This window comes from Candidatus Pelagibacter sp. HIMB109, from assembly GCF_052048155.1.
GTDB lineage: Bacteria > Pseudomonadota > Alphaproteobacteria > Pelagibacterales > Pelagibacteraceae > HIMB114.
In genome coordinates, this window is the sequence record NZ_JBNAIK010000006.1 from 18,652 (window position 1) to 38,347 (window position 19,696).

General features: G+C 30.4%; 21 protein-coding genes. 4 read left to right on the top strand and 17 right to left on the bottom strand.

Annotation, left to right across the window (positions count from 1 at the left end):
• Positions 1 to 7 precede the first annotated feature (7 nt).
• Genes ACTTAQ_RS04625 through phnA form a run of 4 tightly spaced genes read right to left on the bottom strand, consistent with a single transcriptional unit; the run spans position 8 to position 4,637 of the window.
• Positions 8 to 853 (bottom strand): hypothetical protein, encoded by an 846-nt coding sequence (locus ACTTAQ_RS04625; RefSeq protein WP_440695968.1) that lies wholly within the window; start codon positions 851 to 853, stop codon positions 8 to 10.
• A 1-nt stretch (position 854) separates the two neighbouring features.
• Positions 855 to 1,970, bottom strand: coding sequence for a phosphonoacetaldehyde reductase (locus ACTTAQ_RS04630; protein WP_440695970.1), 1,116 nt, complete (start codon positions 1,968 to 1,970; stop codon positions 855 to 857).
• The gene (locus ACTTAQ_RS04635) at positions 1,970 to 3,412 is read right to left on the bottom strand and encodes an aldehyde dehydrogenase family protein (protein ID WP_440695972.1); all 1,443 of its coding nucleotides are present in this window, start codon (positions 3,410 to 3,412) and stop codon (positions 1,970 to 1,972) included. The genes ACTTAQ_RS04630 and ACTTAQ_RS04635 overlap by 1 nt, the downstream gene beginning before the upstream one ends.
• Positions 3,405 to 4,637, bottom strand: a complete 1,233-nt coding sequence (gene phnA / locus ACTTAQ_RS04640) for a phosphonoacetate hydrolase (RefSeq protein ID WP_440695974.1) — start codon at positions 4,635 to 4,637, stop codon at positions 3,405 to 3,407. Before phnA ends, ACTTAQ_RS04635 begins: the two co-directional genes overlap by 8 nt.
• A gap of 84 nt (positions 4,638 to 4,721) precedes the next feature.
• Here phnA and ACTTAQ_RS04645 point away from each other — a divergent pair, with 84 nt between their 5' ends.
• Positions 4,722 to 5,597 (top strand): LysR substrate-binding domain-containing protein, encoded by an 876-nt coding sequence (locus tag ACTTAQ_RS04645; protein WP_440695976.1) that lies wholly within the window; start codon positions 4,722 to 4,724, stop codon positions 5,595 to 5,597.
• Here the strand turns inward: ACTTAQ_RS04645 and ACTTAQ_RS04650 are convergent.
• The 6 genes from ACTTAQ_RS04650 to ACTTAQ_RS04675 all read right to left on the bottom strand — a co-directional run bounded on the left by ACTTAQ_RS04650 (position 5,586) and on the right by ACTTAQ_RS04675 (position 10,583).
• The gene (locus ACTTAQ_RS04650; protein ID WP_440695978.1) at positions 5,586 to 6,593 is read right to left on the bottom strand and encodes an inorganic phosphate transporter; all 1,008 of its coding nucleotides are present in this window, start codon (positions 6,591 to 6,593) and stop codon (positions 5,586 to 5,588) included. The genes ACTTAQ_RS04645 and ACTTAQ_RS04650 overlap by 12 nt on opposite strands.
• Positions 6,594 to 6,595: 2 nt before the next feature.
• Positions 6,596 to 7,204 (bottom strand): DUF47 domain-containing protein, encoded by a 609-nt coding sequence (locus ACTTAQ_RS04655; protein WP_440695980.1) that lies wholly within the window; start codon positions 7,202 to 7,204, stop codon positions 6,596 to 6,598.
• Between the two features lie 26 nt (positions 7,205 to 7,230).
• Complete coding sequence (gene phnE, locus ACTTAQ_RS04660; RefSeq protein WP_440695982.1) at positions 7,231 to 8,034, bottom strand: phosphonate ABC transporter, permease protein PhnE; 804 nt, start codon at positions 8,032 to 8,034, stop codon at positions 7,231 to 7,233.
• Between the two features lie 3 nt (positions 8,035 to 8,037).
• A complete protein-coding gene (gene phnE / locus ACTTAQ_RS04665) occupies positions 8,038 to 8,850 on the bottom strand; it encodes a phosphonate ABC transporter, permease protein PhnE (protein WP_440695984.1) in 813 nt (270 codons plus the stop codon).
• Positions 8,851 to 8,852: 2 nt separating this feature from the next.
• Positions 8,853 to 9,611, bottom strand: coding sequence for a phosphonate ABC transporter ATP-binding protein (gene phnC, locus ACTTAQ_RS04670; protein ID WP_440695986.1), 759 nt, complete (start codon positions 9,609 to 9,611; stop codon positions 8,853 to 8,855).
• Between the two features lie 66 nt (positions 9,612 to 9,677).
• Positions 9,678 to 10,583 (bottom strand): phosphate/phosphite/phosphonate ABC transporter substrate-binding protein, encoded by a 906-nt coding sequence (locus ACTTAQ_RS04675; protein ID WP_440695988.1) that lies wholly within the window; start codon positions 10,581 to 10,583, stop codon positions 9,678 to 9,680.
• Between the two features lie 135 nt (positions 10,584 to 10,718).
• Between ACTTAQ_RS04675 and ACTTAQ_RS04680 the strand changes: the two genes are divergently transcribed.
• Together ACTTAQ_RS04680 and ACTTAQ_RS04685 are read left to right on the top strand one after the other, a co-directional pair.
• Entirely contained in the window at positions 10,719 to 11,483 is a 765-nt protein-coding gene (locus ACTTAQ_RS04680; protein ID WP_440695989.1) for an MBL fold metallo-hydrolase, read from the top strand.
• Positions 11,484 to 11,550: 67 nt separating this feature from the next.
• Positions 11,551 to 12,693, top strand: coding sequence for an ATP-binding protein (locus tag ACTTAQ_RS04685; RefSeq protein ID WP_440695991.1), 1,143 nt, complete (start codon positions 11,551 to 11,553; stop codon positions 12,691 to 12,693).
• Here the strand turns inward: ACTTAQ_RS04685 and phoB are convergent.
• The 7 genes from phoB to ACTTAQ_RS04720 all read right to left on the bottom strand — a co-directional run bounded on the left by phoB (position 12,690) and on the right by ACTTAQ_RS04720 (position 19,306).
• Positions 12,690 to 13,370 carry a phosphate regulon transcriptional regulator PhoB gene (gene phoB / locus ACTTAQ_RS04690; protein WP_440695993.1) on the bottom strand — a complete coding sequence of 227 codons (681 nt, stop codon included), beginning with the start codon at positions 13,368 to 13,370 and terminating at the stop codon, positions 12,690 to 12,692. The two genes, ACTTAQ_RS04685 and phoB, sit on opposite strands and share 4 nt — an antisense overlap.
• A 3-nt stretch (positions 13,371 to 13,373) precedes the next feature.
• The gene (phoU, locus tag ACTTAQ_RS04695) at positions 13,374 to 14,036 is read right to left on the bottom strand and encodes a phosphate signaling complex protein PhoU (RefSeq protein WP_440695995.1); all 663 of its coding nucleotides are present in this window, start codon (positions 14,034 to 14,036) and stop codon (positions 13,374 to 13,376) included.
• A 3-nt stretch (positions 14,037 to 14,039) separates the two neighbouring features.
• Complete coding sequence (gene pstB, locus ACTTAQ_RS04700; RefSeq protein WP_440695997.1) at positions 14,040 to 14,816, bottom strand: phosphate ABC transporter ATP-binding protein PstB; 777 nt, start codon at positions 14,814 to 14,816, stop codon at positions 14,040 to 14,042.
• Complete coding sequence (pstA, locus tag ACTTAQ_RS04705) at positions 14,807 to 16,069, bottom strand: phosphate ABC transporter permease PstA (RefSeq protein ID WP_440695999.1); 1,263 nt, start codon at positions 16,067 to 16,069, stop codon at positions 14,807 to 14,809. The genes pstB and pstA overlap by 10 nt, the downstream gene beginning before the upstream one ends.
• Positions 16,062 to 17,468 (bottom strand): phosphate ABC transporter permease subunit PstC, encoded by a 1,407-nt coding sequence (gene pstC, locus ACTTAQ_RS04710; RefSeq protein WP_440696001.1) that lies wholly within the window; start codon positions 17,466 to 17,468, stop codon positions 16,062 to 16,064. The genes pstA and pstC overlap by 8 nt, the downstream gene beginning before the upstream one ends.
• 67 nt (positions 17,469 to 17,535) lie before the next feature.
• Positions 17,536 to 18,555, bottom strand: coding sequence for a substrate-binding domain-containing protein (locus tag ACTTAQ_RS04715; RefSeq protein WP_440696003.1), 1,020 nt, complete (start codon positions 18,553 to 18,555; stop codon positions 17,536 to 17,538).
• A gap of 235 nt (positions 18,556 to 18,790) precedes the next feature.
• On the bottom strand, positions 18,791 to 19,306 hold the full coding sequence (locus tag ACTTAQ_RS04720) for a DoxX family protein (RefSeq protein ID WP_440696005.1): 516 nt from the start codon (positions 19,304 to 19,306) through the stop codon (positions 18,791 to 18,793).
• Here ACTTAQ_RS04720 and ACTTAQ_RS04725 point away from each other — a divergent pair.
• Positions 19,278 to 19,694, top strand: coding sequence for an ion channel (locus ACTTAQ_RS04725; RefSeq protein ID WP_440696007.1), 417 nt, complete (start codon positions 19,278 to 19,280; stop codon positions 19,692 to 19,694). The two genes, ACTTAQ_RS04720 and ACTTAQ_RS04725, sit on opposite strands and share 29 nt — an antisense overlap.
• The last annotated feature ends 2 nt before the right edge of the window (positions 19,695 to 19,696 follow it).

Here is a 19,696-nt window from a genome sequence, read left to right on the forward strand (position 1 = left end):
TTTTAATTTAAAAAAGTTTAATAACAACACAACCACATAAAATCAACAAAGCCGAAAAAAAAGCTAGATAACCACCTTTTTCTTTAAGTACAATTAAACCATATATTGAAGCAAATAGAATGCTTACTTCTCTTAGAGCAGCAACTACTGCAACTTTTCCGACTGTAAATCCATATACTGCTGGAAAATAAGAATAAACACTACAAGCTGCAGCAATTGTAATCTTTTTGAAATTATTTCTGAAAAATTTAAAGGTTATTCTATTTTTTTTAAATAAAAATAAGGATATTGCGTTAAATAAAAAACCATCTAGTGCAAAATAATAGAGCAAATAAATAAGCGCATTAGACAATCTTGCTCCTTTTGCGTCTATAATAGAATAAGATACAATAATTGATGCTACAATTAAGCTGTACAACAATCCTTTAAAATTAATTTTTTTAAATTTTCCCTCAGCAAAAACTAATAACAAAATGCCTATAGAAATTACAATTACAGAAATTTGATTTAAAAAAGACAGGTCATCTTTAAAAAAAATTGGTGTTAGTATTAAGATAATTAAAGACGGCAAACCTCTTGCAATTGGATAACCATAAGAAATGCCTGCATAATCATATACTTTGCAAAGAAAGATTTTATAAAAAACATGTATGATCATTGTTACAATAAAGAATGGCCAGGCTTCTTTTGGTAATGGCTCAAAAAAAAATAAAAAAGGAAATAAGACTATACTTCCAAAAAGAGTAAAAGCTCTTGTAAATTCAATTTTGTTGCTAGACTGTTTTAATAATATATTCCAGATTACATGACCTACAGCTCCAGATAAAATAAATAAAAACAGTAAGTTATCCAAATTAGTATCCTAGAGACTCTTGGGCTTGCAATACTCTTTTATAATTTCCAATAAAATTTTTGCCTCGTTCTCCAGAAAAAGCTTCCTTTACTATTAAATCCCAGTCATTCGCATTACCTATGTAATCTTTAAAGTTTGTTGAAACATTAATTTTAGTAAAAAATTCTTTTAATTTATCAGGAGCGCTTTCAAAATCTGAAAATAACGATTTAAAATTCTTATCACAAACCACATCTAATCCCTGAACTGATTTAAGTATAATGGGCAACGTAAATGAGCAAGCAATTCCGTGTGGGATTTTATATTTCAGTGTAATTGGATAAGAAATAGAGTGAGATATTGCTGTTTTTGTATTTGAGAATGCTAAGCCTGCATACATTGATGCTTTCATTATCTGTTCTCGTAATTGGATATTTTCTAAATCATTTATTAAATCAGGAAGATTGCTCATTATGATTTTAATAGCATTTATGGCATGAATATTTGATACTGGATTAGAATTAATATTCCATATACTTTCAAATGCATGTGATATTGCATCTAACGAAGTTTCAATTGTGATTTTTTTCGGTAAAGACAAAGTCAAGTTGCTATCAAATAACGATAATTTTGAGAACAAACTAGGGTGAATCAATGAGTGTTTTCTTTGATTTTTTTCATCCCAAATTGTTGCCCAGCATGTTAACTCGCTACCCGTTCCAGCCGTCGTCGGAATAGAGATTAAATCAACATCTGTTGGCTCAATAAAATCTTGTTTCTTTTCTAGATAATTAACTGTTGTGGCAAAGTCACCTTTTCCTAAAACTATAAATTTTGCAGTATCAATCACTGAACCACCGCCTAAAGCTATGACTTTTTTGATTGATTTACATTTTTGACTATATTCTTGTGAAATAGTTTTAAGATTTTCATAATCAGGATTGGGTAAAATATTATTTATAATAAGTTTTGGCTCACCAATAGCCTTTTTTATTTTGTCACAATACTTTTTAAATACATCATCGCTATAAGTAAAAATACAGTAATCACCTTTACCTATTAAATCACATAATTTTTCAGGGTTATCTAATAACCCTGTTTGAAAAAAAATATTTGATGGATTGTGATATTTAAACATTAATTCCACTTCATATTAATATTCTTGAGTCTAGCGTAACCTTTCATCTCATCAAAACATTCCTCGACACCAATACCGCTCAATTTCCAACCTCCATAAGGTGCTCCGGAGTACCTTCCAGAAGTATTTACCCAAACATAACCAACCTCAACTTCTTCTGATGTTTTCATAGCATTTGACAATGACTCTGTAACAATCATAGTTGTTAAACCATACTGTGTTGAGTTGGCTATTTTGATCATTTCATCATGATCTTCCCAATCTATAACTGATATGACTGGACCGAAAATTTCTTCTTTGGCAATTTTCATATTTGGCTTTACGTCGCAAAAAATAGTTGGATTTATAAAAAAACCTTCTTTAAGATCATTTGAAACATTTTGGTCTCCACCTAAAAGAAGTTTTGCACCTTCGTCTTTTCCAGATTGAATATAAGCCATAACGCTATCAAACTGTTTTTTTGATACAATTGGACCAATTTCGTTTTCTTCATGATACGGTAATCCGATTGGAATAGTTTTTGCTTTTTCAACTAATGATTTAAGAAACTTATTTTTAACTTTTTTGTGAACTAAAACTCTCGACGTTGAACTACAAGACTGCCCTTGACGGCTTAAATTCATACCTTTAATCGCTAAATTTGCAGCAAAATCAGGATCTGCATCATCAAAAACTATAATTGGATTTTTGCCACCAAGTTCTAGGGTAACGTTTTTAAGTTGAGGTGCTGCTGTTTTAGCAATAGCAATTCCAGTATTAACTGAGCCTATAACTGCAATTCTTTTAATGTCTGGATGCTCAACCAAAAATTTTCCATTTTCTGGTCCGCCAGTAACAACATTTATTAAACCCTTTGGAAATAAATCTTCTAACAATTCACAAAATCTTAAAGACGAAATTGGTGCTTGTTCAGAATTTTTAATTATCAACGAATTGCCCATTAATAATGGAGCAGCAATTTTCTCTACACAAAACCTAAATGGATGATTGAAAGGATTAATCTTTAAAACTACGCCGTAAGGCTGATAACGTGTGAAATTTAAATGGTTTTTTTCCATTGAAAATGTCTCACCTTTAACTTCTCTAACCAAGCCACAGAAATAACGAATATTATTAACCGTTTCTTTAACATCTTTTCTCATTCCAGTTAGAGCATTTCCAGAGTCATATGAGTCAATTAACGCAAATTCTTCCTCGTTTTCCTCTATCCTTTTCGCTAATTTTTCTAAAAGGTTTGCTCTTTCAATCAGTGAAGTTTTTTGCCAAACTTTTTGTGCTTGTTTTGCAGCTTCAACTGCTTTTTGAAGTTCCTTAATATCTGAAATAGGAACGTCACTTAATTTTTTGTTATTAGATGGATTAATTATATCGTATCTATTTATATTATTATGCCACTCTCCTGCAACATAAGTTCCTTTAACTTTAAAAATTTTATCATCCATAATTTAATGCTAAATCAAAAATATCAAAATTTCTTAGGACACCTTTAGACTTATAACTTTGATCAATTTTTTTTGATAAAAATATTGGGATATCACTTTCCCCCATTCCTCCATGGGTACGAAGTGGCTCTTTAAGTTTTGTTAAATCATGATCAGATTCTTTTTTACCAATTGCAAAGTTTTCATCTGAAGTAACAACTATGTCGCCAATACGATCTTTAGGTTGATTGAATTTTTTAACACTATCATCGTTAGATAATACAAAATCAATACCCTTAATAGTTTTAATATATTTAATGACCTCAGATATTTTATTTTTATCTTCTAAATAAATAGTCACAAAAGAACCAAATGCACCATGATGAACTACATAAGGATCTGTGATGGTGCAAATTACATTACAAAAATCTTTTCCAAATTTTTTATCTAATTCATCTTGCAAATAAATTAAATTTAAAGATCCATCTTCATTAGTTTTGCCTTTCATTCCGTGGTCTGCCGTAAAACAAATTTCACACCCTTGGTCATATAGTTTTTGTAAATACCCATCAATCATGTGATAAAAGTCATTAGCTATCTTACTTCCTGGAGCGCACTTGTGTTGAATATAATCTGTGGTTGATAAATAAATTAAATCTAATTTTTGCTTTTTTACAATCTCTACAGCTGCAGCAAATATGAATTCCGAAAGATCAGAACTATAAACTTCAGGTAAAGGCTTTTTTGTTAACTCTAGGACATTTTCAATTCTATTATCTTTTAAATTAGCTTGATCTGCTTTTTCAGAAGAAAAACATATCGCTTCTTTCAAATTTTTTCCTAATAATTTTTTTAGTTTATCTTTAGCAGTTATAACTGCTATTTTTGCACCTGCTTTTTCAAATGCTTCAAAAATAGTAGATGTTCTTAGAAAGGAGTCATCGTTCATCAATGTTTCTTTACCTATCTCTGGATCAAAGAAAAAATTACCGCAAATTCCATGTACATCAGGTGTTGTTCCAGTAACGATAGACATATTATTCACATTAGTAAAACTTGGCATAGCACATTTACCAATTTCATAAGTTGATTTTGAAATCATTGATTTCATAAAAGGCATCAAGCCCATTGAAATTGCTGTATCTATATAACCTTTTGGGCCAGGTTCGCTTCCATCTAAACAAATAACTATTGTTGTTTTAGTAGGCCAACTGTAAGTTTTTCCGTTAACTTTTACTGATTTCATACTTAAATTTCTCAAGACCTATATTACTTTAATTGTTAACCCCAACCCATTATATTTTATGTATATCTAGTATATAAATTTCTTATGAACTTTACTCAAATTAGAAGTTTTAATGCTGTAGCTGAGCTTGGAAGCTTTACCGCAGCGGCAAAAAAATTAAATGTATCGCAATCAGCAATATCAGAACAAATACGAGAAGCAGAATCTAGATTTAAAATAAAACTATTTTTAAGAAAAGCTAATGGAATAAGTCTCACAGAATATGGAAAAAAATTATTTGATATAACAAGTGGTATTAACGATATTCATGAACAGGCAATAAATTTACTAGGTTCTGCAAAAAACTTGACCTCAGGAACCTTAAGAATTGGCACAGTTGCACCTGTGCATTTGATGGGTCTTGTAAAAAGATTTTCATCAAAATATCCAAAGGTAAATTTATCAATTTTATTTGGAAATTCTGAAATAACTTTAAATAAATTAAAAAAAAAAGAAATTGACATAGGAATTCTTGCAGACATCTCAGATGAAGATGAGATTTATTCTAAACCACTTGTAAGAGATAAATTAATTGGATTTGTTTCAAAAAAAAATAAGTTAGCAAAGAAAAACTCTGTTAATTTTTCAGAAATTATAAACGAAACATTTATAGTTCGTGAAAAAGGCTCGAAAACTAGAGCGCTTGTTGAAAAAGAATTATTTCATTTAGGTGTAAAAAAGAAACTATTTGAAATTGGAAGCAGAGAAGGGATTTATGAAGCTGTAAAAGAAAACTTAGGTATTGGATTTGTATATAGTGGTGAAAAAGTAAATATTCCTAATATAAAATTTATAAATATCAAAAATACAAAGTTCTACGCTACTGAGTATGTATGTTGTCTTAAAAAAAGATATGATTTTAATGTCATCAAAGCCTTTTACGATATCATTCCAAAATTTACTGATTTATCAAAAAGTTAAGGAAATAAAATAACTTAGAATAAAAACTGAACAAGGAATTAAAAACCAAGATACAATTATTTTCATTGTATGCGCCGGTTGAACTTCTCTAAATTTATTAAAAGATGCTACACCAATAATTCCTGCAAAAGTAATATGCGATGCTGACAATGGCATAGCAAAAATTTCAAAAGGAAGAATAATATTAATTTTTTGAATTAAATAATCTGATGAAAAACTTAATAAGATAATTATTTGTGTTAGTAATATTGCTAGCGCAGAAACTGGTTTTATTGCAGAGATTTGTGACCCGACACTCTGAACAATTCGTTGGGAAAAAATTAAAGCTCCTAGTCCAATTAAAAATGATCCAAAAAAGTATAATTTATTTTCATTAATCAAAACTTGATTGTTAAAAAAATTTAAGTCTAAATTCAAATAAGGAGAATAAATTCCAACAATTGAAGCGGTAAGGTTAGATCCTAAAGCAAAAGCTGCAACACATCCAAAAAAAATTAAGCTTAATCTAATTTGGTAATCGATTTGAAAAACATTAAATTTAAAAAAACTAATTATAAATTGAATTAAATAACAAAAAAATATGGATAAAATAAAAGCAATGATTGGAGTAGCTAACCAAAAGTAAATTAATTTAAAAAATAAACTGTTATCAAAGCTAAAGCCTTTAGCTAATGCAAATCCGAATAAAGAAAAAATAATTGATTGTGAAATCGAGCTTGGTATTTTTAGTTTTAGAGAAATTAACGTTACTAATATTACAGGAACTAATACCAAATAAACTTCGCTAAAAAGTGGATAATTTGTCAATAAATTTTGATAAACTCCTGAAGGATATTTAGCGTTAATTAGTGCCCCAATAATTATAAAAATAAAGAAAAATATGATTGCAAAATTAAATTTTAGCATTTTAGATCCAACTGCAGACCCAAAAACATTAGCTGCATCATTAGTTCCAACAATGATAGCCAATATGGCTATTAGTAATATTTCAAACATAATTAATTTTTAGAAGATGATATAATTAGACGATCCGCAACATCTTCTGATAAATTTGCGACTTCATCCATAATTTCAACAAAATATCGCAAATGAACTTTTGTAGCTAACCCATTTTTTTCATTTGAAAAAATATTCTTTTTTAAAACTGTGCTCACTTTATCTGCCTTACTTTCTATTTTTGAAACTTGTAAACATTTTTCAATTGTTACTTTTTTATCAATAAAAAAGTTTCTAGAACCTTCTATCAATAAAGCTATACATTCTGAGGCATAATCACATAACTGTAAAAAATTTTTACTGAGTTCACTCTCAATGACTGGTTTTTCTGTATTAAAACTATGTGCGTTAGCTTGAATTTGTCCTGGGATTTTATCTAAATTTTCCAGCATTCCCAAAACATCGCCACGCATATCTGGTATGAGTGTTTCCTGATATATCTTTCTTTCTACCTCTCTTCTAATTTTATCACATTGGCTTTCAAGGTCTGAGATTTGGTTGGTAATATTTTCAACTTCATCAAAATTTTTTTTAAAATAACTTTCTAATAATTTTTTAAATAAATTATTAATATTAAGAATATTATCTAAAAAATTATTTATTGAGTCCATCAACTCTTTTTGATGATTCTTCAACACTACTGGGTTTCCTTATAAATTTTATCTCTCATGTAGGCAGATAAAGCCTCTGAGAAAATAACTAAAACAATAATTGAGACAATAATTGCAGAAGTTCTAGCATACTCTAATTGCAAGACATTTCTTTTTAAATACCAGCCCATTCCTCCTGCACCAAAAAAACCAATGATTGTTGATGCTCTAAAACAAACATCCCACGTATAAATTAAAATACCTGTAAATGCTGTCTTTACTTGAGGCCAAACACCAAAAGCAAAAACCTGCATTTCATTGGCTCCATTAGATCTCATTGTTTCTACAAGTTTCATATCAACATTTTCTAATTCTTCAGAAAATAGTTTTCCAAAAAATCCAATACAGTACATGGTCAGAGCCATTGTTCCGGCTAACATTCCAAAACCAACTATTGTTACAAATAATATTGTCCAGATAGTTTCATGAATAGATCTTGAGAAAATTATAAAAAACTTTCCAATCCAATATCCAATTCTTTTGCTTGGTGTAATATTTGATGCAGCAAAGTAAGCTAATATTGATGCTATTATAACTCCAATAACTAAACCGAGATAACCCATTTGGATACTATCTAATATTGATCCTAGGTAACCAGGCTCTAATACATATGGAATTTCAACAGGATAATATCGGTTTGCTATTAAACTTCCAAATCTACCTAAGGCAGAAAAGAATCTTTCAAAATCAATACCAAGATAAAGAAAGCAAAGATAAATGACGAAGAAAAATAAACTTACATAAATAAAGTTTTTTGCATTATTTCTTTTATAAATTTCGTTATTATTCATATTTTAAATTATCTTCTTTCTTAAATAGTGAGATAAAATTTCTCCAATCACAATTAAACCAACAATAAATAAGATTACTGTAGTCACTCCTGGATAATTAGACATGTGCATCTGCCTGAAGAAAGCGAGTCCTAGTCCGCCTGCTCCAACCAAACCCATGACAGCTGATCTTCTAATATTAATGTCCCATTCAAAAATAATTGTTCCAATTACTGTAGGTAGTATTTGGGGTATAATTCCATAATACATCACATCAAACCCCGAACCACCAGCGGCTTTAATAGCCTCGATTGGTTTTTTATCTGCGCCTTCAATATTTTCTGCAATAATTTTTGAAATGAAACCCACAGATCTAAATGCCAAAGCCAGTATACCTGGTAAAGCACCAAGACCAACCGCACCAACAAATATTAACGCCCAAATAATCTCGTGTACTGATCGACTAATTGTCATTAACATTCTAGCAAAACCAAAACTTAGACTCCCTAATGGTGTAACGTTTTTAGCTCCAAGCCATGCTACCGGTAATGATAATAACAAGCCTAACATTGTGCCAAGACATGCCATTAAAAATGTTTCAAAAGCTGGAAGTATAAGATGGGGCATAATCTTTGCATCTAAGCCAATGAAATAAGACAATTGTTTTAATATTGATGCACCTGAACCAATTCGGTGCCAATCAGTATCTAATATAATTATGAAATATACGCTAAGAAATATAACAGCAATTAACAAAACATAAAAAATTACTTTTTTTAATATTTTGGATGAATTTTGTTTCGAATAATCATCTATAGTTAACTGATATTCGCTCATTTTTAAAGAACCTCGAATTTATATAGATCCTGCAAAACATCATTAGTTAACTTTTCAGTAACATCATCAAATTTCTTTTTACCATCTTGTAAGCCTAAAATTTTATTTGCAAATTGTTTTGCAAGTTCAATATTATGAATATTACATAAAACTGGAATTTTTAATTCATCAGCTATTTGCTTTATTAATTCCATCATTTCTACAGCAATTTTTGGATCCAAACTCGATGTTGGCTCATCAACTAAAAGCATTTCTGGCTCTTGCATTAAAGCTCTTGCAATACCAACTCTTTGTCTCTGTCCTCCACTCAACTGGTCTACTCTCTTATTTGCAAAATCCTTCAAACCTACTTTTTCAATAAACTGAATTGCACGACCCACATCTTTTTTACTAAACATACGAAACAGGCTAGAAAAAGTATTCATATAACCCAATCTACCAGTCAAAACGTTATCTATAACTGACATTCGATCAATCAAATTAAATTCTTGAAAAATCATACCAATTCTTCTTCTAACGTTTCTCAATTTTTGACCACCAAGGCTTAATAACTGTTCTCCCTTAAAATTTACTTCTCCGTTATTTGGATTTGCTAGTTTGTTAATACATCTAATTAATGATGACTTTCCCGCACCACTTGGTCCAATAATTGCATAAAAATCATTTTGCATAACTTCAAAAGAGATATCAAATAACACCTGAGGTCCACCCTTGGTGTATGTTAAATTCAAATTTTTAACTTCTAAAACTTTTTCACTCATAATATTTTCTCCCATATCACGCGTTTATAAAATTATAAACGCGTGATTGATTAACTATTCAGGGAATTACTTCTTTTTCTTTTTCTTAAACTCAGCTTTAGCTTTAGCTAAAGTTCTAATCACATCATAGTCTTTGTCAGTCATTGCAACAAATTTTGATGATTTTAGGTTGTCTAAGAATTTTTTAGCTCCTGGATCATTTCCAAGTTCTAAGAAAGTTGATCTGATCGCTTTTTTTATAGGATCACATAATTTTCCACTATAGACGAAAGGGTCTTGTGGGACTGGAGGTGATCTCCATAGAATATTAAAGTCAGATAACTTTACTTTACCTTTAGATACAACGTTATCAAATCGGTGACTAGCTACAAAGCCAGCATCAATTTTTCCACTATGTACTGCTAAAGTTGTTAAGTCATGACCACCTGTGTAGACGATTCTTTTCCAGAACTTATCTGCATCAGTATTCATACTTGGAGCCCAAACGACTCTTGGTATTAAGTCTCCCGAAGTACTTCCAGGGTCAGCGTGTCCAACTGTTGCACCTTTTAAAGATTTTTGAGTTGTAAATTTAGACCCTTTCTTTGAAATCAATACTGATTCATATCCAGGACCTTCTTTTTGCATGTACCCTTTTTTCTTTGCATAAGTTGCGAACACTTCAATTGACTTATCTTTCTTTTTCGCAGTGATGTATCCGTAAGGACCTAATACTGCTACGTCAACGAAGCCTCCGATTAACGCCTCAGCAACTGATGCGTATGAAGTAGGCATATAGAACTCGATTTTCTTTCCAGTATTTGCTTTTAATTTTTTTAATACTGGTCTGTATAAATCAAGCTCAAATGATGACTCTTCGGTAGGTATTATTGAAAACCTTAATTGCTTAGGATCTTTACATTTCGAATATGCAAAGTTAGTTCCTAGCAAAAGGGCTGTAAATAATACCAGTGTCTTTTTTATTAACTGCATATTTCTCCCCCTATTTGAGTTGCACTTAAGTGTACTAATAACTTAATAATATGAATCATTTGTTACAATAAAGAAAAAACGATAAGGGCTATCGGATTACAGATTATTTAGTAATATAAACCAAGGGTTGAAAAATTGACAAAAAACTTCATAAAAATCTTAGGTTGCGGAAGCTCTCAGGGTGTTCCAAAAATAGATGGTGATTGGGGGCAATGCAAAAAAAACATTAAAAATATTAGAACGAGATGCTCAATATTTGTCCAAATAAAAAATATTAAATTTATTATCGATACCTCTCCAGATATTAGATTTCAATTACTGAAGAATAAAATCAATAATATTGATTTTGCTCTTTTTACCCACGCACATGCTGATCATATATTGGGAATTAATGAGTTAAGAACATTTTATATTAAATATAAAAAGAAATTTAATATTTACTTAACTAAATTTACTGAAAAAAGTTTAAAAAAGATGTTTAAGTATCTTTTTATTAACCAAAAAAATTATCCAGCAGTATTAAAAAGCAATATCATTTCAAATAAGAAAAAAATCAGAAATTTAAATATTCAAGCTATAAACGTTATTCACGGCACAATGAAAACTATTGGATATAGAATAAATAATTTTGCTTATATTCCTGATTTTAAAAAGATAAATGATTCTGAGCTTAAAAAATTACAAAATTTAGATGTTTTAATCATCGATTGTTTTAGATACAAAGAGCACAATACACATGTTAATCTAGCAGAATGTCTTCATTATATTAAAATTATGAATCCAAAAAAAGCTTATTTAACTAATTTAAATCAAGACTTAGATTACTTTAAATTAAAAAAGAAAATCAAAAAAAATAATATAAACCCTTGTTATGATAGTTTAAAGATTAGGCTAAATTAACCCCATACTACTTAATTAAAATTTAAATATTTAATAAATCTGTAACAAATTTATAATATCATTAGGTATGAAATTTTTATATTTTTTTTTAGGATTTATTATTGCTTTTGCAATCATAAAATTTTTTTCAAAAAATAATAATTTTAAGTTTTCTCCAAAAAATAGAAATGATGAAGATGAAGGCAAAAATGTAAAGTGGACTAAAGCCTTAAATTTAATTCAGGATCAAATTTTTATTTTAAATAAAAGTAAAAATGTTGTTTTTGCTAATACAGCTGCTAAAAATCAATTTGGTTCAAAAATAGTTGCAAACCATTATGCCTCAATCATCAGAGATACTAATTTTATAGAAGCAATTAATAATATTTTTGAAAATAAAAAAAACTCTTCTGTAAACTCTGAAATTAATTTTCCAACTTATCAATTTTTTAAAGCTAACTTGTATTATATTGAAGAAAATCTTTTTGATGAAAACTTTACAATTATGGTTGTGCTCCAAGACCTAACTGACCTTCTGAAAATTGAAAAATTAAAGTCTGACTTTGTTGCAAACGTATCACACGAACTTAGAACACCACTACAGAGTATTAAACTTGGTTTAGAAACGATTACAGATGGACCTGCAAAATCTGACGATGCTGCAAAACAGAAATTTTTAAATATTATGAAAAATGAAACCAATCGAATGGATCAATTAATTACTGATTTATTAACGCTTTCTAAAATTGAACAAGAAGAACATAAAAGACCTAACGATAAAGTTAATATTAAAAATATAATTAATATCGTGATTTTAAATTTAGAAACCTTGTCTCAAAATAAAAAAATTAAAATCTCAAATCTTATTTCAAGCGATATGATTGTTTTAGGCGATCAGAACAAATTAATAGAAGTTTTTTACAATATTATTGAAAATGCAATTAAATATAGTGACGAAAATAAAGAAATATCTGTAAAAGCTGAGATAAAAGGTGATTTTGTTGAAATCAAAATTATTGATCAAGGATATGGTATACCCAAAACTTCTTTGGGGCGCGTGACAGAAAGATTTTTTAGAATTGATCCAGAAAAAAGTAAAAAAGTTGGTGGTACAGGTTTAGGTTTGGCAATTGTAAAACATTTAATTAATCAGCATCGTGGCCAGCTTAATATCAGAAGTGAATTAAATAAAGGAAGCGAATTTGAGATTAAATTGCCAACTGCAAATTAATCTAAAGAGTATCCTGCAGACCTTACAGTTCTAATTAATTCTTTTGTACCATCTAAATTAATTGCTTTTCTTAATCTTCTTATATGAACATCTACTGTTCGATTTTCTACGTTTATATTATCAGGCCAAACATTTATAAGCAGTTGGTCTCTAGAATAAACTCGTTTTGGATTTTTAATGAAAAAATCTAACATACGATACTCTGTGGGCCCAAGATCAATCTGAGCTTCATTTCTAAAAACTTTTCTTTGTATTCGATCTATAACTAAATCCTCATAAACAGCTTTATCTTCTGCCACTCTTGGCTTGCTTCTTCGTAATAATGCATTAATTCTTGCAACTAATTCTGCATGACCAAAAGGTTTTGTAATATAATCATCAGCTCCAGCATTAAGTGCAGCCACTTTATCTTCCTCTTGACCTTTGGCGGTCAGCATAATGATTGGAAGATCTTGAAACTTTTTATCTTTTTTTAAGGATCTGCAAATATTAATACCAGAAAGGTCTGGAAGCATCCAGTCTAGTAAAACTAGATCAGGTTCTTGCTCCTTGATTTCATGAAGAGCTTCTTCGCCATTGCTAGAAACCAAAAACTTAAAACCCTCTTTTTTTAAATTATATTCAACTAAAGTTATAATTGACTGTTCGTCTTCAACTAAAAAGACTTTAGCACCCATAAATTATTTTTGCGGATAATCGCCTTCTATTAGGTAATGAACATTTTGACAAATACGTGAAAGATGGTCACCGGCTCGCTCTAAATTTTTACAAACAAAAAGTAAATTTGTTGCAAAATCTAAATTCTTTTTATCTTTAGATAAAAATTCTAACACTTCTTTTATTGAGGCAGTCGCTAAGTCATTAACCTGTTCATCGTTTTTAATTGTATCTAAACTCTTTTGAACAGATTTTTCTATAAAACAATCTAAAGTAGACTTTAATTGTTTTTGTACGATTTCTCCCAAACTCTCTATTCGTTTCAACATTTCTGGTGGCAGATCATCTGGCAAGGGTAAAATTTTCTTTGCATTACCTTTTGCCAAATCTCCAATTCTCTCTAGATCTTGTGAAATTTTTAAAGTTGAAATTGCATATCTAAGATCTATTGCGACAGGAGATCTTTTTACTAATATAGTCATAATTTGTTGATCAATTGATGATCTAAACTTATTAATTTTAGCATCACTTTCAACAATTTTACTAACAGCATCTTTATCTACTGTTGTTATTGCATTCATAGAGTCGTGAAGTAACTTCTCAGTTAAACTTCCCATTTGAACCAAGCTATCATTTAAATGTTGAAGCTCTTCGTCGTATGATTTTACAATATGTTCATCGCTCATAAATTATCCAAATCTACCAGTTATATAATCTTGAGTCATGGTATTATTAGGGTTCTTAAATATTTTTTCAGTTTCACCCATTTCTATTAACTTTCCTAAATGAAAAAATCCTGTTCTTTGAGAAACTCTTGCGGCTTGTGACATTGAGTGTGTTACGATTACAATGGTGAATGAACTTTTAAGAGAGTCTATGAGTTCTTCAATTTTTGCAGTCGCAATTGGATCTAAAGCACTACAAGGCTCATCCATTAAAATAATTTCAGGATTAATAGATATAGCTCTAGCAATACACAGTCTTTGCTGTTGTCCACCTGATAAGCCTGTTCCTGGTTCATGAAGTCGATCTTTTACCTCATTCCATAAAGCTGCCTTTTGCAAACTTGTTTCTACAATTTGATCCATTTCATTTTTATCATTAGCAATCCCATGAATTGTGGGACCGTATGCAATATTATCATAAATACTTTTTGGAAAAGGGTTTGGTTTTTGAAAAACCATTCCAACTTTCTCTCTTAAACGAACTACATCGACGTCAGGTTTATAAATATTAAAATTATCTATTTCTATCTCACCTGTGATTTTACAAATATCAATCACATCATTCATTCGATTAATACATCTTAAAAAAGTAGATTTTCCGCAACCCGATGGGCCAATTAAAGCTGTAACTTCATTTTTATAAATTTCTAAATCAATTCCAAATAAAGCCTGTTTATCGCCGTAAAAAACATCGATATTTTTACTTATAACTTTTGCTTCTCTTTTATTTTCTAGTTCCATTTTTTCTCAAATTTTTGTCTTGCATACACAGCAAGCGAGTTCATAACAATTAAAAAACCAAGTAACATCATAATTGTTGCGGATGTTTTTTCCACAAAGCCTCTTTCCGCAGATTCTGACCATAAGTAAACTTGAACAGGTAGTGAGGCTGATGGGTCCATTGGACTGCCTGGCAATTCAACCACAAAAGCTACCATTCCAATTAATAATAAAGGTGCTGTTTCACCTAATGCTTGAGCAAGACCAATGATTGTTCCGGATAAAGTTCCTGGCATAGCTAGTGGTACAACATGATGAAATACGGTTTGGACTTTTGAAGCCCCCATAGCTAAAGCCCCCTCGCGTATTGACGGAGGAACTGCTTTTAGAGATGCGCGTGCTGGGATTATAATTCTGGGCAAAGTCATAAGCGATAATGCAATTCCACCAACTAATGGGGTAGACCTTGGTAATTCAAAAACATTTAATAAAATTCCCAGCCCTAATAATCCAAAAACTATAGACGGAACTGCTGCTAAATTATTGATATTGATTTCTATTAAATCAGTCAGCTTATTTTTTGGAGCAAATTCTTCAAGGTATACTGCTGCTGCTAAAGCTATTGGAAATGAAATTAATAGACAAATCAAAATAGTAAATAATGATCCTAATATGGCGCCTCCAAAACCTGCTAATTCTGGATCACGACTATCTCCTTTTGAAAATAAGTAGTTGTTAAATATTTTTTCTATTTTTCCGTCTTTCAAAAACTGATCATAAATTTTTAGTTGATAATTAGATAATCTCCTTCGATCTTCTGGAATATCTCTTGGAAAGTTACCTTTATGTAACTGATCAAAATCATCTGATGCTGTAAGCAAAAGTGTTACTGTTTTGTTTAATTGATCTTTATTTTTTAAAAAATAATTTTTTGCTTCAAATTCATAATCAGGACTTAATAATTTAATTATTTGTTTTTCCTCTTCGCGGTTTGAGAAAGGATAACTTTTAATAAATTCCTCATAAATTAGAGTATAGTAATCTGCATTATCAACTTCGTCTTTATCGTTAACATTTGTGATCCCTAGTTTATTTGCATCAAATGTAACTTCAAGCTTGATCATTGTTCTTGAAAAAGCACTTGTTCCATCTGAAAAAACTTTAAAAACTAATAACCCTACAAAAAATAATGCTAATGAAATTGCAATAATTCCATAAAGTTGAAATCTTTTTTCTGCTTGATACCTTTTTTTTCTTCTTAGTTCTTTATTCATATTGTTCTCTATATTTTTTGACTACTCTTAAAGCGATAAAATTTAAAACTAAAGTGGCTGCAAATAATGTTAAACCTAAAGCAAACGCTGCTTGCGTTTTTGCGCTTGTAAACTCTTGATCGCCTACCAAGATCATTACAATTTGTGTTGTGACTGTGGTTGTTGATTCTAATGGGTTGATTGTTAAATTTGCAGCTAAACCAGCGGCCATCACGACAATCATAGTTTCTCCAATTGCTCTTGAGACAGCCAATAAGATTGATCCAACAATTCCGGGTAACGCAGCAGGAAATACAACTTTTTTGATTGTTTCTGATTTTGTGGCGCCAACTGCATACGATCCATCTCTTAATGATTGTGGTACAGCATTGACTACGTCATCGGTTAATGAGGAAACAAATGGGATGATCATAACACCCATGACTAAACCTGCGGCTAACGCACTTTCGGATGAAACTTCTAATCCCAAGGACTCTCCTAATATTCTAAAAAAAGGACCAACTGTTAATGCTGCAAAAAACCCGTAAACAACAGTGGGTACTCCTGCTAATATTTCTATTATAGGCTTTCCAAATTTTCTAACATTTGTACCGGCATATTCAGCAAAATATATTCCTGAAAATAATCCAATAGGAACTGCAACGCACATCGCGATAAAAGCAATAAATGCAGTTCCGGCAAATAACGGTATTGCACCAAATGCTTCACTTAGTTCTTTAAGTTGAGCAGTTGTTAGTTCTGCAGAAGCATCACTCACAAAAGCCTTTTGAGGACTCCATGATGTACCAAAAATAAAATCAAAAAAATTAATAGTAGTAAAAAATTTAATACTTTCAAATAAGAGTGAAAATATAATACCCACAGTAGTTAGAATTGCTGCGACAGAACTTGTAAACAAAATAATTCTTATTATTTTTTCAACACCCTCTCTTGCATGAACATTGTTTGAAATATTCTTCAAGGCAAGTCCTGAAAACAAAATAATTGCTGATAAAAAAACAACTACCTTAGAGCTCGTGGCAACTGAGAGGAGACGTTTATATTGTTCAGCTCCTAATTTGATACTTTCATCTAATTGGCCGCTAAAATTTCCAGTATAGTAAGCTTTAATTTTTTGATAAATTAAATTAAGCTCATCTTTTGATATTGCTTTTAAACTATCAGTTTGAATTTTGGAAAAAATTAAATTTTTTATAATAGCTGGCTCTAATATATTCCATGATACCAAAATTATAAGTGCGGGTAACGCACACCACAATGATAAGTAATAAGCATAATACTTTGGTAATGCTTTTAATTTAAATTGTTTACTACTAGCAAAATATCCAATTCTTGATTTGGAAAAAAAATATAAAGAAACTGAAAAAAGAAGAATGAATAAAAATAATACTAAGTTCATTTAGCCCTTTATGTTTAAAGGGCCAGAATAATCCGGCCCTTAGAAACTTTAGCACTAAATAACTAATTTATTGAATTGTAGTTAATTTTAGAGCCGAATTTCTTGTTAAATTATATTTATCTGGACTTAGAGGGACTAACCCAACATCAGTTAAATAACCTCTGGGCCCAGTTGCTTTTTTTGCAGTAAAGTCTTTTAAAAATTCATGAATACCCGGAACAACTCCAATATGAGCTTTTTTTACATAAAAGAATAATGGTCTTGCAATCGGATATGAGTAATTTTGAATTCCCTCAAGTGATGGAACCACTCCATTCACTTTTGCTGCTTTAATTTTGTCTTTGTTAGCTACTAAGTAACTAAAACCAAATAAACCAAAAAGTTCTGGATCTGCGGAAAGTTTATTTACAATCAATGTATCATTCTCTCCTGCTTCAATAGCAAGTCCATCTTCTCTAAGTTTAACGCATGCTTTTTTTGCTTTTTTACCTGCAGCTTCATATGCAGCTTTTGCAGTTTTTGAACAACCTTTTGCCATCACTAATGAATTCCAAGCATCTCTTGTGCCTGATGTTGGAGGAGGTACCAAAATTTTTATTCCATAGTTTGGTAAAGATTTATCAATGTCACTCCATTTTTTATATGGATTAGCTACAAGCTTGCCATCTACATCAACATCATGAGCCAATGCTCTCCATAAATGTTCTTTGGTAAAATTAGCATTTTTTGCTTTTACGGAATGTGCAAAAGATATGCCATCGTTACCAACGACTATTTCAATTATATCTTTAACACCATTTTTTGAGCAAAGCTCTTTTTCGGAAGATTTGATTGCTCTTGACGCGTTTGTAATATCTGGATGGTTAGTTCCAACACCTGCACAGAACAATTTCATTCCTCCACCAGTTCCTGTGCTTTCAATAACTGGTGTTTTAAATTTTCCTGATTTACCAAATCTCTCAGCAACTACGGTCGCATAAGGGTAAACTGTCGAAGAGCCTACAATTTTGATTTGATCTCTAGCAATTGCATTGGATACGAAAACAAATGATAGGATCAAAAAAAATAATGTTTTTAATTGTTTCATTTTTTTTCCTTAAGTTATTAATTTTGGCTCTTTAATTAATAAATAGTGATGAAACTAATATTTAACTAATGTTAAAGTTTTGTTACAATTTTTATCTTAATGGTTGCAATTGAGTTTTTTAAAAGGTTAATAATTTAGGATTTTTAAACAATTAAAGTAATTGCCAATAACACCATACCAACAATTACAAGCAAAACAGGGACTGCTTTATTAAGGGGTAAATTTGAAAGACTCATTAAAATTCTTTTGGCAACTGGTTATCAATTGAAAGTGTACTACCACCTCTTAATGTGATTGCAATCATTATCAGCATCCACATTAATGGGTATTCATATCCACCTTTGACCCATAAAAATCCATTTTGAAAGTGCACAACAAAAGTTGCTACGAACAAGACTCCAACTAACTGTGCAGAAAAAATTCGTGTTAACAAACCAATTGCTACACAAATTCCACCAACAAATTCTATAATACCAACGTACCATGCAAAAAAAACAGATGGTTCAATTGAAATAGATGAAAAAAACTTTGCAGTTCTTTCTATTCCGCCATCATTAAATAATTTTCCGTAACCATGAGGAATCATCATGACACCAACTGCTATTCTTATAATTGGGTAAGCTAGTGGTCCAAGTAACTCATAAACTGGATCGAGTTTTCTAATGATATATCGTGATGTTCTGCTAACTGGTATCATTTGATAATCAATGTATATTACAAAAATGATTTGGTCGATCATTTTTACAGTCATTTTAGTAGCTTTAAGTTTAAAAATTCATGGTTTAACACTGAATTATCTCAGTCAAAACACGGCAAAAAAGTTTATTTATAAAGACTTTGTAAAAATCTCTGCGTGTTTAATTGGGTCTCATTTAGTCCAAATTATCTTATTCGCTTTCTACTATTTCATGTCTTATCAGACTAATCCTGATCAAAATCTTTTTGGTGGAAACTTATCAGGTAACTTTTTAGACTTTTTTTATTATTCCATAAATTGTTACACAACGCTTGGAACAGGAGATATTTTTGCAAATGGACCAATGCGCATTGCAACAGGTTTAGAGGCATTAATTGGACTAGTTCTTATCGCATGGACGGCAACATTTAAGCTGAGTTATTTATTTAAAAATAAAAACTAAAC